Origin of the sequence: Leptospira selangorensis (assembly GCF_004769405.1) — a bacterium.
GTDB lineage: Bacteria > Spirochaetota > Leptospiria > Leptospirales > Leptospiraceae > Leptospira_B > Leptospira_B selangorensis.
The window spans coordinates 169787-184565 of record NZ_RQES01000001.1 but is presented as its reverse complement, the minus strand read 5'-3'; the positions used below and the strand labels follow the sequence as shown (position 1 = coordinate 184565).

Sequence of the window (14779 nt, the reverse complement as noted above, 5' to 3'; positions counted from 1 at the left end):
AACAGATCGGATTTTAGAATATTAGACTATTCAGGCAAACGGAATTTAGGAAGAGATAGATTAAATCGTACTGCGATCATTCGAACTATGATCACAAGTAAGGCGGAGACAGCAGTGTTTAAACTTCCGTTCACTTCGAATTTATCCAGTATAATGTATAAGATAGCTCCCACCAAACAGGCAGTCGCATAAATTTCTCTTCTGAAGATCATTGGAACTTCGTTGATTAGAGTATCTCGGATCACTCCACCAAAAACCGCAGATACCATTCCGAGTATCGCAGCTGCAAATGGATTTACTCCACTGAGTAATGAGATCCTAGTTCCGATCACAGTATAGATCCCGATCCCGACCGTATCAAAAAAGAAAATCCCGGTTTTCATTCGGATCAAAAGTCTAGGAAATATAAATGTGATCGCAAAACCTGCAAATATCGCCCAAAGAACATTTGAATCGGAAACCCAAGAGACCGGATAATTTCCGAGTGTAATATCTCTTAAGGTTCCGCCACCGATCGCGGTAATAAATCCAGTAAAGAATACGCTGAATGCGTCAGCATGGTAGGTCTTTTTTTCCGCAGCGGCCAAGGCTCCAGACACCGCAAACACGGTGACCCCGGCCAAATTGAAAAAATAAGAAAGGTCCACCTTAATTCTTTTTGTAAACCTTCTGCTTCTTTTTTCCCTTACCCATGAGAGAAGGACTGAGTAACGCATTCAGACCAGGGAGAAAACTTCCGATCTTTGCCAAAAATCCTCTGGAGCCGGGGATCAAAACTTCCATAGGTTTGTTTGGGATCACTTTATTAAAAATAATATCAGTTACTTCTTCCGTTTTTAGATATCTATTTCCGGAGAATGTCATGGAAGCTTCTTCATAATCTTTTTGAAGATCAAGCATCGGAGTTTGGATCGCGTCCGGACAAACCACACTTACAAATACTTTTTTGGGTCTTAATTCTTGGGCAACTGCCAAGGAAAATCCTCTGACTGCAAATTTAGAAGTAGAATAAAGAGAGATCCCAGGAATAGGAGCCACGCCTGCTAAAGATGCAATATTTATAATATGCCCTCCACCTTGTGCTATCATTCGGATAGAAGCTTCTCTAGTCCCATACATCAAACCTTTGGCGTTGATATCTATATGTCTGTCTATATCCTTTGGACTTACATTCTCAATATAACCAGGGAGAAGGTACCCGGCCACATTCATTAGAATATCCAGTTTGCCCCATTTTTTATAAGCAAGATCCATTACCTTCTTCCAATCGGAAGGAGAAGTGATGTCTAACTTTGAGATCAAAACTCTATTCTTATCAAACTTTTGTTTAATAATATAATCTTTCAGAGCTTTTTCATTCAGATTGGTAAGAAGTATATTATGGCCTAAAGCATAAGCTTTTTCCGCAATATTTTTACCTAAGCCGCCGCTTGCACCAGTGATGAGTATGTTCATGTATATTTCCTAATGGGTAATTATATTACCGAATTGTAATTGTCCGAATGAGAATGTTGGACTTGTTCCAGGAAAAAGCCAGAACCCACTCATCTCGGAAGAAGGCATTACGTTATAAAATTCGGGATTTCGCAAAGAAGGACCAGCAATCTCTTTTTCTAAAACCATGGATATATATTGATCAAGACCTATCTCCAAAGTATTTCCGTTTAAGATGACTTCCATTCCGGTGTTTTTAGCATATTTGCGCACACCAGGGATATTAGACTTGAGTGGATTATAATTATCCGCACTCACTCCATTTTCGCTAGTTACAAAAATTCCTTCCGGAGTATTTGCTACCAAACTATGGTTTCCATACGTATGCCCAGGAGTTTTGATCAAAGCAACTCCCCCGCCCAGTTCAGTATCCGAATCTAAAAGAATAACTCGATCCATAGAAATTCCGCCGGAACCATTTGGACAATACCAATCCGATTGAGGAGGAAGAAGTCCTTGGACAGAATCCCATTCCTCTTTCATGATCAACAGTTTTGCATTTGGAAAATATCCAGGCTGGCCATTCGCTCCCAACCATTTACGCAGATCCTGAGTATGCAAATGATCGAAGGAAATATAGTCCACCTTCTCCGGAGGAAGTCCTACTTGTTTCAAACATTCTTCTACAGTATTCAAGGTAGGAGCCATGATCTTTTTTCCAATATTTTGGAAAGGTCCAAAACTTTGGGAAAGCCTTTTGAAAAAAGGAGTCTCCGCATTTGCATCCACATCGGAAGGAGAGAAAAGTAGAGTTTTAATCCCTTCAGATGTTTTGTATTGGATGATGAACAGTCGATTGATGATATGCAGAAATGGTGTAGGAAGACTAAAAGCATTCAATAACGCGTATTTAGTAGGATAAGGAACTCGGACCAAATCAAAGGATTTATAATATACTACCTGGGGCCCGGATAAAAATTTATCTCTGAATCTTCTCGCTCTTTTACGAACATCTTCCAAACGATCTACAGGTGCGGGAAGGCTGCGAGATCCTAAAAAATCTTTGATCGGTTTTATGCTAGTATCTTTTTTTGAAGATGGTTTTTTGACTGACTTGGAAACATTTACCTTTGCCATAAGTTCATCCCTTCACATTTATTTTTGTTCCCATTCTCAAAAAATGAAAACGGGATTATCTGATAAAACTTTTTTATAAAAATTTAAAACGGTTTATACAATGCTAAATAAGCGGAGAATGTACCAAGCACTGGAAGACCGAACCAAAGTATTTTTGCGAATTCAGGCTTTTTATAATAAGCAGTCAATAGTCCGCCAAAGATCAACCAGACCACAATTTTAGCTATCACCCAACCAGGAAAACTGGTCAACAGTCCGATTCTCGCAAGCATTCCAAAGCCGCCCAAAAGTATGAGTGTCATACCGATTCCATGAGCGGAAGCGATCAGCTTTTTAGGAGCGTTCTCTTTTGTGCCTCCTCCTAATACGTGAAGCGCTAGACCACCGTACGCGGAGAATAAGAATAAAATACCGAGGATATGAATGAGTTTGTACACCGGATAAGAAATCATAGGTGATCATTCTTAAGATCCTTTGGTCTTATGGGAAGCGAAAAACGATCTTCTACTTTTCCAAAAGGTGTTGTACTCCGACCCAATTCCCGACAGGCGGAGCTTCTATATATTCCTGGCAACGTTTTCTATATAAAATCGCAACTATATCTTCCGGATAAACTTTTAAGGCTTGTTCGAAATTCTGAAGAGCTTCTTTAAAATTTCCTACCTTATACAGGATAATTCCTCTGGAGATCAAAGCTAGAGTCGCATCTTTCAGTTTGCGAATATGAGGATCGTCTGATTCATAAATTTCGTAAATGATAATCGGTTGGCTTTTTCCTTTGACCACAACCGAGTCCACTTCTCTGATCGCAAGTTCGTCAGCGATCGTAAGACTAGATAAAGTATTTTGAGTGATTAGTATATCCGCCTTATACAAATTCGTGAGACTTTCCAAACGAGATGCAACGTTTACAGTGTCCCCTATTACAGTTGTATCCAGTCTATGAGAAGATCCTACGGTTCCAAGCATCAGACTTCCGGTATTAATTCCGATACCGATCCGAACACCTTTTACATGTCCATGATTGCCCTTAACTTCTTCTTCGAGTTCTCGGACCCTTCTTCTCATATCAATTGCCGCAAGAACTGCCCTATCCGCGGCGGACTTACCTTCCCAATTGTTTTCGGCATGGATCATTACTCTTTCTGCGGAGAATAATGCAAGGATCGCATCTCCCATAAACTTATCCACGAAACCTTCGTACTTTTGGATAAGAGGTTCCATCTTAGCGAGATAACCATTGATAAACCTGAAATTTTCCTCAGGAGTCATCTTCTCCGAGATGGTAGTGAAAGATCGAATGTCCGTGAACAGAACGCTCATCTCTCTCAATGCAGAATCGCCTAAGTTTACATCTACGGCTGAATCTTTTCCAAGCACACTTAAGAATTGCATCGGAACAAATCGGAAGAATGCATTCTTCTGTCTTGCCAGTTCCAACTTTTGATGGCTAAGTTCAATGTTCAATTCTTCGGATTGTTTATATAGATCTATGAACCTGTTTGCAAGTATAGTGGTTAAAGAAATCACGAATAAAAGATATGCAAACTGTGTAAATCTGATCCCTGATTGGAAGAACATAGAATCCAATACATCATAGCCGGAGATGAATACTATGATGAACATACTGATCGCCATAAGAGAAGCGTCTTTTTTCCGGAGATAAACGGCCTTTCCCATGAAATACAATAGATATATAAGAGAAGGTAGAATAGAGATCTGCCATGCTCTTAAACTGATCATTAAATATTGGAATGGAGCAAAGAAAGAAAAGAAGAAGATGACAAAACTCCATCCCGAGATCGCAAGTATCGCCTTATTCGGCAAAGTGGATCCATAAAAATAATCATGCAGAAATAATAAGAACAAGGGGGCGAGCAAGGATACGGAACCGTATTCAATTCTTGTAATCCAAGTACTATCTTGTATAAAATCAAAAATAATCGTGGATCTACTCAAAGAGTAAATCGCCATCGAGATGGAAAAGATCCCGAAATACAGATTATATTTGTCCGTTCTTCTTTTAGAAAAAATGAGAAGATGATATAATCCGAAAAATATATAGATCGTATTTAAACTTAAATTAAGTAAGACCCCTATCTTTTTGGAAAAATCGTATTCAACTCCTAGAGTATAATCTCCATCCAAATAAAATCCAAGATCCACATTCGTAGGTGTGAACACGGGAGAAAGTGTAGGATATTCTTCTTCCGAAAGATGAAGCGCCGGTGCATCTCCCAACATACGGAATACCAATCTGTTTTCTCCTGCTTGTAGAATACTGGAGTCAACCTGCACTTCCATATCTCGGAGAGTTTTTCGGATCTGCATTTTCCCATTCGGATCCAAATGGATCTCTTTTTGGAGAAGATGGCCGTTTAGGTAAATTTCCCAGTTCTCTCCTATAAAATTTAAGTAAAGTCGGATCGGACTCAAGAAAACCTGGGCCTTAGGATCGAAACTTAAATTGAACTTTGTCTGGATAGTAAACTCCTGAACCTTGTCGGATACCGGAGTTTTATAGAGTTGGTTTAGAACGATCGGGAATTTTTCTATTTTTAAATATCCTGGTTCGCTAGATTCGAAGCCGGATTTGAATTCGGGTTTAAATCCTTGTACGGATTCCCATTCTAATCTTTTTAGATCCAGGTCCTTCCAACCCGGGATAGGTTCTTTTTCCTGAGAACCCAGAGAGTAAAAAGAGAATAAGAAAAAAGAAATGAAGATTAGAGATTTGAAAGGTAAAGCCGGAAATTTTTGTTTTTGCACCATGCGTTATTCGACAGCAGTAATTGGATGAGAAAAACTGCGAGATTTCAACTTTTTTAAAGGATTTTTTCCTTTTCCCAAAAATGTTTTCGGTAGAAACTATCCGGAAGGGAAAATAGGAGGAAAACTTTATGTCCGACTCATGGGAAGGCAAAAAATTACCGGAAGTAAGTTTATCTAGCTCTGCAGGAAACACCGTAAATCTACCGAAAGACTCAAGCGGTTCTTGGACCTTATTGTATTTTTATCCAAAAGACGATACCCCGGGTTGCACAAAACAAGCCTGCTCTTATAGAGACAATCTGGAAAAGTTCACACAGGCTGGAGCGAAGGTCTACGGCATCAGCTCCGATTCTTTGGATAGTCATAAGCAATTTATTGACAAATTCAATTTGAGTTTCCCTCTTCTATCCGATCCGAAACAAACCCTAAGTGGCCCTCTTGGAGTTTATGGTGATCAAGAATGGCAAGGTAGAGTATTCAAGGGACTTTCCAGAGATAGCTTTTTGGTAGGACCTGATGGAACCATTCGCAAAGTATGGAGAAAAGTGGATCCCACTAAAACTGTCGCAGAGACTTTAGAGGAGATCTTAAAAGAGGCCGGTGCCTAAGGCGTGATCGTAAAATATACTCTAGATACATACCAACCTCAAAGACATTTATTAAAGGTGGAAATGGAAGTCCGCCCTGACAAACAGGAAACATTTCTTTGTATTCCGAATTGGTCCCCTGGCTCTTATAAGATCCGAGATTATTCCAAATCCATTCATCAAGTCCAATTTACTCAGTCCAAACCGGGCTGGAGTATAGAACAAACCGATCTAGATACTTGGAAAGTCTCCTCTAAGGGAGAAACATTCAAAATTTCTTATATAGTATATGGGTTTGAACATACAGTAAGAACCAATTATTTCACTAGCGATTTTATTTTAGTCCATCCTCCCGCTACATTTTTATATCCGAAGGATCGTTTAGATCTGGAGCCCGAGTTAACTTGGAAGAATTTATCACCTTTTCGTTTTTGTTATACAGGATTAAAGAAGAAGGAAGGCTCCAAACAAACCTGGAAAGCAAAGAACTTTGATGAATTTTTCGACTGCCCTATTCTACTGACTAATGAAAAACAGATCAGTTTTAATGTGGAAGGATGTGAATTCGATCTAGTTATCCTGGGAGATATCGAAACAAAAGATAAGAAGAAGATCTCCAAGGATCTGGCTACCATCGTAGAAACCCAGATCAAACTTATGGCTGGGACGGAGAATAAATATTATTTATTCGTCCTGGATATGAGCGATAATCTTTATGGAGGATTGGAACATCTCAATTGTAGTATCAATCAATTCGATCCGAACGGATGGTCTAATCCCGATAATTATAGAACTCTTTTAGAACTTTTATCTCATGAATATTTCCATCATTGGAATGTGAAAAGAATCCGCCCGATCGCGCTTGGTCCTTTCGATTACCAAAAACCGAACTTAACAAAAGAATTATGGATCGCGGAAGGGATTACAAGCTTCTTCGATGCATATTTTCTACTTCTTTGCGGAACTTATTCCCCCCAACAATATATAAATAAACTTTGGAAAGATATACAAGAGCTGGAAGAATCTTTAGGCGAATCCTGGATGAGTCTGGAAGATTCCAGTTTTACCGCTTGGACCAAATATTATAATCGCCCATTCGATCCGAATTTTTCGAATACCGGGATCTCTTATTATACGAAAGGTGCAATTTTATCCTTAAGTATGAACCTTTATATCCTAAAAGAAACCGAGGGCAAAAAATCCTTGGTGGATATTATGATCGCCTTGAATAAGCAGTATCATCAGGAGAAAAAAAGAGGCTTCACTAAAGCTGAATTTTTCCAAACTGCGAAGAAGATCACTGGACTGGATCTAAAACTAGAATTCGATTCCTATATCACGGAACCAAAACGGATCCCGATTGAAAATTATCTACATTTGATCGGTGTGGAAAGAACTGCTTCTAAACCTAAAATAGAACCTGGATTTAGAGTAAAGGAAGAAAGAGGAAGAATGATCGTAAGTAAAATCCTTCTTTCTAAATCAGTAAAAGAAACGGATATAAATCTAGGTGATGAATGGATCGCCTTGGATGATAAAAGAATTCTTCCAGGTAACTTTAAAGAATTATTAAATCAATACCAACCCGGGAAAAAAGCGGACCTTCTTCTCTCCAGAAGAGGTAAGATCTTAAAAAGAAAGATCAAATTTGACTCTTCTCCATCCGGAAACGAATTATGGATTGATGAAAAGGCAAAAGATTCTATTAAAGAATTGAGAGAAGTATTTTTGAATTTGGGGAAAGAACCTAAAACTTCGAAACCTTCTTCCAAAAAGACTAAATCGAAGTAATTCCTCCGTCCACAGTCCAGTTCGCACCGTTGATATAACCGGACTCGGAAGAAATTAAAAAAGTAACCACTCTTGCAATCTCTTCCGGAGAAGCGATCTTCTTAACAGGAGTCATCTCTATTATCTTTTTACGATGATCGTCAACCTGATCTTCCTGGATGCCCATTTTGGTTTCCATATAACCCGGACTCACCGCGTTAGAAGTAATTCCCTTCTCTCCCCATTCAGCAGCGATAGATTTCATAAAACCTATGATCCCATGTTTAGAAGAAGAATAAGCCACAGATAATGCGCTTCCTTGTACAGACAAAGAAGAAGCTATATAAACAAATCTTCCGAATTCTTGTGTACTGAAAATCGGAAGTAAAAATTTTGTAATCTGAAAAGCGGAGCGAAGATTGATGGAAAAGATCCTGTCCCATTCTTCCAAAGAAACTTGGGTGATCTTATGATAAGGACCTCCATAACCCGCACAATGTATAAATCCGCGGATTGGAGAAGAAGTTTCAGACTTCAAACTATTGCAGGCATTCTCCAATTCATCGGAAGAAGTCAGATCTACTTTTTGGAATATTTCGTTTGGATGAAGTTTATCAGGAGAAACCAGATCCCAATTTAAGATCTTATATCCGGAATTTCCTAATTCGGAAACAAGAGCTCGGCCAAGACCTCCACTTCCTCCAGTGATTAAAATTGTAAACATTTCTGAATCGACGTACAAGTGGGGAACGATTTCTCTGTTTGGTATGGAACATTCCTTTGAGAGGGTCAACAATATTCTGGAGGCCCTTCCCTATATTACAAAATACTCCGGGAAAACTGTGGTCATCAAGTATGGTGGGGCCGCGATGGCTAAGGCAGACTTAAAGGAATCTTTTGCAAAAGATATAGTTCTTCTAAAATACGTAGGCATCCATCCGGTTATCGTTCACGGAGGCGGGCCTGAGATCAATAGACTCTTAGATAGTTTGAATATTCCAACCGAGTTCGTTCACGGACATAGAGTCACAAACGAAGAGACCATGGACGTTGTGGAAATGGTTCTCACAGGAAAAGTAAATAAACAGATCGTTTCCATGATCAATAAAGAAGGTGGAAACGCAGTAGGACTTTCCGGAAAAGACGGAAACCTGGCAGTCGCTTCCAAGACAAAGATAGAAATCGATGTAGAAGGAAAAAAATCCGAACTAGTAGATGTTGGTCTTGTAGGTAAGATCGATAAAATAGATCCTACGGTCATTCTATCTCTGCAAGAAAAAGGTTTTATCCCGGTAATTTCTCCAGTAGCCGAATCCGAATCTGGAGAATCATTAAATATCAATGCAGATACTTTTGCAGGTGAATTGGCAGGAGCTCTTAAAGCAGAGAAGCTGATCCTTCTTACGGACACGAGCGGGATCCTGATCGACGGAAAACTTGTAACAGGTCTGAACCGGGCCTTAGTAAAAGATTATATTCGAAAAGGAGATATCACCGGAGGAATGATCCCTAAAGTAGAATGTTGTCTTTCCGCGATCGACCAAGGAGTGAGAAGGACTCATATTATTGACGGAAGAGTTCCCCATTCTATCCTGATCGAAATCTTTACTGATCAAGGGATCGGTTCCTTGATCGAATAAAAGGAAATTCCGAATCTCCTTGACAGGAGTTGGATTTGGGCTGGAATAAGCCCTCCCGATTTGAAAATCTCTCAAAAAAAGAAGTATTCCCGGACCAAATGAGTTTCAAACAGCTCTCCTTAGCTCTTATTTCAGACATTACCGCCAGGATCAACTCCACGGACGATCTGGAAGAACTTTTGGGAATTATCATAGAGACCACAAAAGATGTACTCAATACGGAAGGATGTTCCCTTCTACTCTATGATCCGGAAGAAGATTGTCTAGTATTCCAAGTTGCAAAAGGTGATAAGGGAGAATCCCTCACTGAATTAAAAGTCCCTAGAGGAAAAGGGATCGCTGGAATGGTACTGGAAAGTCTGGAACCTGTCATCGTAAACGATGCGGCAAACGATCCAAGGATTTATAGAAACATAGACGATGCAGTAGGATTCACCACAAAGAACCTGATCTGCGTTCCAATGAAGGCTCAAGGAGAGATCCAAGGGGTTCTGGAAGCGGTTAACTCATTAGAAAGGCCCGAATTCACAAATAAAGATATTAAAATATTAGAATATCTTTCCGACCTTGCAGCGATCGCGATCAGGAACAGAAGGTTAATCCGCGACTTAAAAGACCGAGCAAGAGAACTAGATTGTCTTTATCAGATCAGTCAGGCGATTTCTAATATCAGCGAATTAGATCAGTTTCTAAATCTTACAGTAAACTCTATATCCGATGTTTTAGGTGCAGAAAGAGTTTCTTTAATCTTCCAAAACCCTAGAACAAAAGCATTCGAACTTTCTAAATCTATCGGTTTTAGCTTAGAAGAAGAATCCCATTTGGTAGATGAATCCCGGGGGATCTTGAATGAAATTTTGTCCCTAGGAAAAGCAATCTTAGTACAAGGACAAACGGATATTAATCCGGACCTTCTTACGCCGAATCGTTATAAGACCAGATCATTCGTCTCTGTTCCGATCCGTCAGGATGGGACAATCATAGGCGTTTTGAATGCTGCAGATAAGATGAGTGGGGATAGTTTTTCTCACCAGGATCTTTCTATTTTAAGCACGATCTCCAACCAGATCGCAGAGGCTTATAATAGTCTTTTGGCAAAAAACCAAAAAGAGAAGTTAACCTCTATCCGAAGAGATATGCAAATTGCTTCTCAGATACAGATCAACTCTTTGCCTAATATCCCTAAAAAGATGCATCTTTTGGAGATCGAAACTTCTTACACCGCATCCAAGGAGATCGGTGGGGACTTTTATGATCTTATCTATCATAATCCTGATGAAGTAAGTATCTTAATCGCGGACGTTTCCGGAAAAGGGATCGCGGCCGCACTCTTTATGGAATTTTCCAAGACGATTATAGCGGGGGAAGTAGCGCGTAACTCTTCCACAAGCATCAGCCTCATGGGAGCGAATCGGATCATCCAAGAGAAGTCCGGTTATTTTATGTTCGTTACTGTGATGTTGACCCGTATCAATATGCTCAAAAAAAGAATTCGTTATTCTAGTGCGGGCCATAATGAGCAATTATTATATAAGGCCAAGGAGAAGAAGGTATTACTTCTCTCCGGAAAAGGAATGCCTCTAGGTATCAAAGAGTCAGAGATAGAAGAGCATGAAGTAGAATACCAACCTGGAGATCTTCTAGTTCTATACACTGACGGAGTAAGCGAGACCACGAACAAAGACGGAGAAATGTATTCTTTGGAAAATCTCGCAAAACTAATAGAAAGAAACGGGGATATGCCCGTGGAAAATCTAAAAGAACTGATCTTAGACACTACTGATGCATTCAGAGGAGAAGCGGATCCTCATGACGATTACACTTTAGTAATGGTCCGACTCAATTAGGATTTTATAATCCGATCATCCTGATATCTATTTGATCTCGGAACTTCTCCGACTATAATACTATTCTGCCACCATATGAGCAGGCTGTCCTGTAGAAGCTAGTAACGTTCTCCATAAAGTACTTTTAGTAGGTTGAAGCACTTTTCTTTCTTGGATAGCAATATCGATCGGAAGATGAGTAAACACATTATTCCACATTCCGATCACTATATCAGTCTTACCTGCCATTGCAGCATGTACCGCATTTTGGGCCAAAAATCCACAGAAAATAGAATCCTCAGGATTTGCAGGAATGGAACGAATAATATAGCTCGGATCTATATATTTTACATTCACTTCTATTTTCTCCGCTTTGAAAAAGTCTTGGATGGAATTTTTAAGATAAACACCTATATCACCTAACTTAAGATTTCCGGATGCGTCTCTTTCTTCCGTTTTACCGAAAAACTTTTGTCCTGCTCCTTCTGCTACGATGATCACCGCATGTTCTCTGGTTAAGATCCTATTTTTCAAAACATCTAAGAAGGAGCCTTTTCCTTTCAGATCGAAGTCCACTTCAGGGATTAAACAATAGTTCACGTTTTGGGATGCAAGAGCCGCATTCACAGCGATAAAACCCGAATGTCTTCCCATTAACTTTACTACGCCGATACCGTTCGGCGCACCTTTTGCTTCCACATGCGCACATTCTACAGCTTCCATCGCTTTGGAGAAGGCGGTGGAAAATCCGAAAGTTTTTTGAACATAGTTGATATCGTTATCTATTGTTTTAGGAACTCCAATAACAGAGATCTCTTCTCCCCTTCTGTCTATCTCGCTTACAATCTCTTTGGCTCCTCTTAAGGTCCCATCTCCTCCGATACAGAATAACATCTTAACTCCGTACAAAGACAGCCTATCTACCATGTCAGAAGCATTTTGGTTCCCTCTGGAAGATGCGAGAATGGTTCCTCCGTCTCTTCCTATATGGGCAACGTTTTCCGGATTCAGCTCGATTGGCTTGTGATCGAATTTTTTTACAAGGCCCTGATAGCCATAAGGGAATCCAAGGATACGTTTGACCCCGTATCTATAATTTAATTCCATTACGATCCCTCGGATCACGTCATTGATCCCAGGACAAAGCCCACCGCAGGTTACAATCCCGGCAGTCACTTCCTTTGGGTCGAAGTAGATCTTCTTTCTGGGACCCGCTTGTTCGAAAAATTCGGCACCTTCTCCTATATATTCCTTCCAGCTTTCTTCCGTTTCGAATACTGTCTTGAAAACCACCTTGGATTCGTCTCCGGTGTAATATTCATAAGCGGCTGGACTTTCAATTTTGCAAGGTCCGAAATTTCTGATCTTTGTGTTCATTTTTACCGATTCCAAGTAAATTATAGAAGGTCTTATTTTTTGGTAAATATGACGGAATTTTCATTGGCAAGGAAGAATATTCCGTCATATATCAATAAATATAGGATGAGAACCGAGAAGATGACATATGATTCCAAATCTCTTCCTAAACGTAAGCGCTCGCTCCTTAGAAAGACCTTCCCTTCCCTCTTACAGGTGATTTTTCCTTTTGTAGCGAGCTTGTCCGTAATATACGGAGAAAACAGTTCTACTTTTTTCTGGGATTCTTTCGACAACTTTTCCAAAAATACGACCCTATTTTCCCAAAAGGAAACATCCGGGGACAAAGTAGAGAAGGAAGAACATAAGGTCCAATTTTTCTCTTCTCTTACATTCAAATATCCTTATGAAATGAAAGTGTTCCAGGAATATATTCCGACCGAATCCACATCCGCATCTTTCAATTCTATTCCTGGACTTCCTAATAAATTACCTAACCAACCTAGAATACTTTTACAAAAGAGAGAATTTTTCGCTCTATATCCTTCACTCGGAAGAGAAGAAGTTTTTGTAATGGCAATGAGCATGGGCCAGAGCAAGGACAATAAATCCGAGGCCTATATAGGAGCTAATACTGAAAGAAGAGCGTTCGATGGTTTGACAGATGTAAGAGCCACTTCTTCTGTTATGCCTGGTTTAGGTTCCAATCTTTCCAGAGGTTTAGACAACCAAGCAGGGAATTTACTCTTCGGATATTTGCTCGGAAGAGCTGGGATCCAAATGGATTTAGGCTGGAGAATGGCCGGGAATAACGTAGGTTTGGCGATCCCTGAGTCTGCAAAATCATCCATCGGTATCAGTTACTCGTTGATCTCGAATTCCAGTAACTTGAATAAGATGGATTTTTTTCTGCAAGTTTCCGGAATCAAAAGATTTAATGATAGAAGTCTTTTGCAGATCGAAACCCCTCAGGCCTTCAAAGGATGGCAACAAGGTTATGAGTATTATGTAAATCCTGGATTTTCCATCTCCACGAAAAACTTAAGTTTCGAAGGTTTAGTACGTTTACCTCTTCATCAACCGTTCCCAAATACAGATGGATTACTCACTCCGGAAATCCAAGGTATGCTTGGGGTGAAATACAAATTTTCGGATAGTTCCCCAAGTTTACAAAAATAAAGATCAAGTTTTCCTAATATAATCTCGCCTATCCTCAGTAAATTTTTCAAAAACAGGAGAAAGTCCTATGGAAAAAATCAAGTTTCTAATCTTATTCTGTGCCGCCACCGCTACATTCGCCGACGAAGTAGTTTATACTAAAACAGGAAAGAAGATAGTTCTCAAAGAAAACTTCACATGGCAATACGCACCTGAGCCGAAAAAAGATCCTGCTAAAAAATCGGATATAGGTAGATCTATTCTAAAAGGAACCGACCAAACAAGCCTGATCAAAAGTAAATCAGGAATATATTCCGTTTATTATAACTCCACTCTATGGACAAGCGTGACTGAAAGCCATGAATTCGCAGAATTTCATTTTATAAACCAGGCGAGAACCGGAAACGCAATGGTGATCTATGAAGGTTTAGAAATTCCATTAGAGTCATTTCCTGAATTAGTTTTATTGAATGTAGTTAAAACGGATCCGGATGCAAGGATCATTAATATTGAAGATTGTTCCGTAAACGGAGTCGCGGGAAAGATCGTCACTTATACTGCTCAGATCAAAGGTCTTAGATTTATTTTTTATTCCTTTCTAGCTAGCGGTAATTTTGGTTCCGTTCAGTTTTCCACCTTTACTCTGGAAAGTCAGTTCGAGAAAGAGAAGGCAAACTTTGAGAAGATAATCTCTGGATTTGTTTTGAATTAGGGGTTTGTAGTATCTTCGACAGGAATTTGGGTCTGGAATCAGGATTCAGGTATAGATTTAGTCGAAGTTACTACAGAATTTGCATTTTCTGGAACGAAAGCTGCAGATCCAGTTTGTTGATTTGCTCTTTCTTTCTGCCAAATCTCAATAAAGTAGTAGTTTTACCGGATGTAGTATCTACGACTTCGATCCTAGTCTCCATTACTGGGCAGGCTACTTCCTCGCAGCTGATCTCACTCAGCTTCAAGCGTAGATCTTCCCTTCCCAGCTTCTCCCTAATCTTAGATGCCAACCAAGGATGGAATGGAAACTCCGTTCCAGGCTCCGATTCATCCTGGTATTCAGAATGAACCGGATTTGTAGTAACTTCGACAAATCGTTTCATTA

At 39.7% G+C, this 14779-nt stretch carries 14 protein-coding genes; 6 read left to right on the top strand and 8 right to left on the bottom strand.

Features of this window, described 5'->3' with window-relative positions; all coding sequences use genetic code 11:
• Window positions 1–26: 26 nt before the first annotated feature.
• The 5 genes from EHO58_RS00895 to EHO58_RS00875 all read right to left on the bottom strand — a co-directional run bounded on the left by EHO58_RS00895 (window position 27) and on the right by EHO58_RS00875 (window position 5343).
• Window positions 27–647 (bottom strand): trimeric intracellular cation channel family protein, encoded by a 621-nt coding sequence (locus EHO58_RS00895; protein WP_135678057.1) that lies wholly within the window; start codon window positions 645–647, stop codon window positions 27–29.
• A gap of 1 nt (window position 648) precedes the next feature.
• On the bottom strand, window positions 649–1455 hold the full coding sequence (locus EHO58_RS00890; RefSeq protein ID WP_135678055.1) for an SDR family oxidoreductase: 807 nt from the start codon (window positions 1453–1455) through the stop codon (window positions 649–651).
• A gap of 9 nt (window positions 1456–1464) precedes the next feature.
• Window positions 1465–2571: an MBL fold metallo-hydrolase gene (locus EHO58_RS00885; RefSeq protein ID WP_135678054.1), complete on the bottom strand. Its 1107-nt coding sequence runs from the start codon at window positions 2569–2571 to the stop codon at window positions 1465–1467.
• An 83-nt stretch (window positions 2572–2654) separates the two neighbouring features.
• The gene (locus EHO58_RS00880; RefSeq protein WP_135626833.1) at window positions 2655–3023 is read right to left on the bottom strand and encodes a hypothetical protein; all 369 of its coding nucleotides are present in this window, start codon (window positions 3021–3023) and stop codon (window positions 2655–2657) included.
• Between the two features lie 52 nt (window positions 3024–3075).
• Window positions 3076–5343 (bottom strand): adenylate/guanylate cyclase domain-containing protein, encoded by a 2268-nt coding sequence (locus EHO58_RS00875; RefSeq protein WP_135678053.1) that lies wholly within the window; start codon window positions 5341–5343, stop codon window positions 3076–3078.
• Window positions 5344–5471: 128 nt separating this feature from the next.
• On the opposite strand from EHO58_RS00875, the gene EHO58_RS00870 reads away from it, so the two are divergent.
• Window positions 5472–5951 (top strand): peroxiredoxin, encoded by a 480-nt coding sequence (locus EHO58_RS00870; protein ID WP_100723773.1) that lies wholly within the window; start codon window positions 5472–5474, stop codon window positions 5949–5951.
• Window positions 5952–5954: 3 nt separating this feature from the next.
• A complete protein-coding gene (locus tag EHO58_RS00865) occupies window positions 5955–7721 on the top strand; it encodes a M61 family metallopeptidase (protein WP_135678052.1) in 1767 nt (588 codons plus the stop codon).
• Here the strand turns inward: EHO58_RS00865 and EHO58_RS00860 are convergent.
• Window positions 7708–8424, bottom strand: a complete 717-nt coding sequence (locus EHO58_RS00860; RefSeq protein ID WP_135678051.1) for an SDR family NAD(P)-dependent oxidoreductase — start codon at window positions 8422–8424, stop codon at window positions 7708–7710. The two genes, EHO58_RS00865 and EHO58_RS00860, sit on opposite strands and share 14 nt — an antisense overlap.
• Before the next feature lie 43 nt (window positions 8425–8467).
• On the opposite strand from EHO58_RS00860, the gene argB reads away from it, so the two are divergent.
• Both argB and EHO58_RS00850 read left to right on the top strand, forming a co-directional pair.
• The gene (gene argB / locus EHO58_RS00855) at window positions 8468–9340 is read left to right on the top strand and encodes an acetylglutamate kinase (RefSeq protein WP_135626838.1); all 873 of its coding nucleotides are present in this window, start codon (window positions 8468–8470) and stop codon (window positions 9338–9340) included.
• A gap of 98 nt (window positions 9341–9438) precedes the next feature.
• A complete protein-coding gene (locus EHO58_RS00850) occupies window positions 9439–11187 on the top strand; it encodes a GAF domain-containing SpoIIE family protein phosphatase (protein WP_135678049.1) in 1749 nt (582 codons plus the stop codon).
• 60 nt (window positions 11188–11247) lie between these two features.
• Here the strand turns inward: EHO58_RS00850 and EHO58_RS00845 are convergent, their stop codons facing one another.
• Window positions 11248–12543 carry an ATP-dependent 6-phosphofructokinase gene (locus EHO58_RS00845; RefSeq protein WP_135678048.1) on the bottom strand — a complete coding sequence of 432 codons (1296 nt, stop codon included), beginning with the start codon at window positions 12541–12543 and terminating at the stop codon, window positions 11248–11250.
• A gap of 219 nt (window positions 12544–12762) precedes the next feature.
• Between EHO58_RS00845 and EHO58_RS00840 the strand changes: the two genes are divergently transcribed.
• Both EHO58_RS00840 and EHO58_RS00835 read left to right on the top strand, forming a co-directional pair.
• A complete protein-coding gene (locus tag EHO58_RS00840; RefSeq protein ID WP_244241023.1) occupies window positions 12763–13701 on the top strand; it encodes an LIC_20087 family outer membrane protein in 939 nt (312 codons plus the stop codon).
• Between the two features lie 67 nt (window positions 13702–13768).
• The gene (locus EHO58_RS00835; protein ID WP_135678046.1) at window positions 13769–14392 is read left to right on the top strand and encodes a hypothetical protein; all 624 of its coding nucleotides are present in this window, start codon (window positions 13769–13771) and stop codon (window positions 14390–14392) included.
• Between the two features lie 70 nt (window positions 14393–14462).
• On the opposite strand, the gene EHO58_RS00830 is transcribed toward EHO58_RS00835, so the two are convergent.
• Window positions 14463–14777 carry a hypothetical protein gene (locus EHO58_RS00830; RefSeq protein WP_135678045.1) on the bottom strand — a complete coding sequence of 105 codons (315 nt, stop codon included), beginning with the start codon at window positions 14775–14777 and terminating at the stop codon, window positions 14463–14465.
• Window positions 14778–14779: the final 2 nt, after the last annotated feature.

Coding starts and splice junctions, on each gene's coding strand:
- EHO58_RS00875 (WP_135678053.1), bottom strand. CDS start 5,343: ATGGTGCAAAAACAAAAATTTCCGGCTTTACCTTTCAAATCTCTAATC.
- argB (WP_135626838.1), top strand. CDS start 8,468: ATGGAACATTCCTTTGAGAGGGTCAACAATATTCTGGAGGCCCTTCCC.
- EHO58_RS00850 (WP_135678049.1), top strand. CDS start 9,439: ATGAGTTTCAAACAGCTCTCCTTAGCTCTTATTTCAGACATTACCGCC.
- EHO58_RS00885 (WP_135678054.1), bottom strand. CDS start 2,571: ATGGCAAAGGTAAATGTTTCCAAGTCAGTCAAAAAACCATCTTCAAAA.
- EHO58_RS00870 (WP_100723773.1), top strand. CDS start 5,472: ATGTCCGACTCATGGGAAGGCAAAAAATTACCGGAAGTAAGTTTATCT.
- EHO58_RS00880 (WP_135626833.1), bottom strand. CDS start 3,023: ATGATTTCTTATCCGGTGTACAAACTCATTCATATCCTCGGTATTTTA.
- EHO58_RS00835 (WP_135678046.1), top strand. CDS start 13,769: ATGGAAAAAATCAAGTTTCTAATCTTATTCTGTGCCGCCACCGCTACA.
- EHO58_RS00890 (WP_135678055.1), bottom strand. CDS start 1,455: ATGAACATACTCATCACTGGTGCAAGCGGCGGCTTAGGTAAAAATATT.
- EHO58_RS00830 (WP_135678045.1), bottom strand. CDS start 14,777: ATGAAACGATTTGTCGAAGTTACTACAAATCCGGTTCATTCTGAATAC.
- EHO58_RS00845 (WP_135678048.1), bottom strand. CDS start 12,543: ATGAACACAAAGATCAGAAATTTCGGACCTTGCAAAATTGAAAGTCCA.
- EHO58_RS00860 (WP_135678051.1), bottom strand. CDS start 8,424: ATGTTTACAATTTTAATCACTGGAGGAAGTGGAGGTCTTGGCCGAGCT.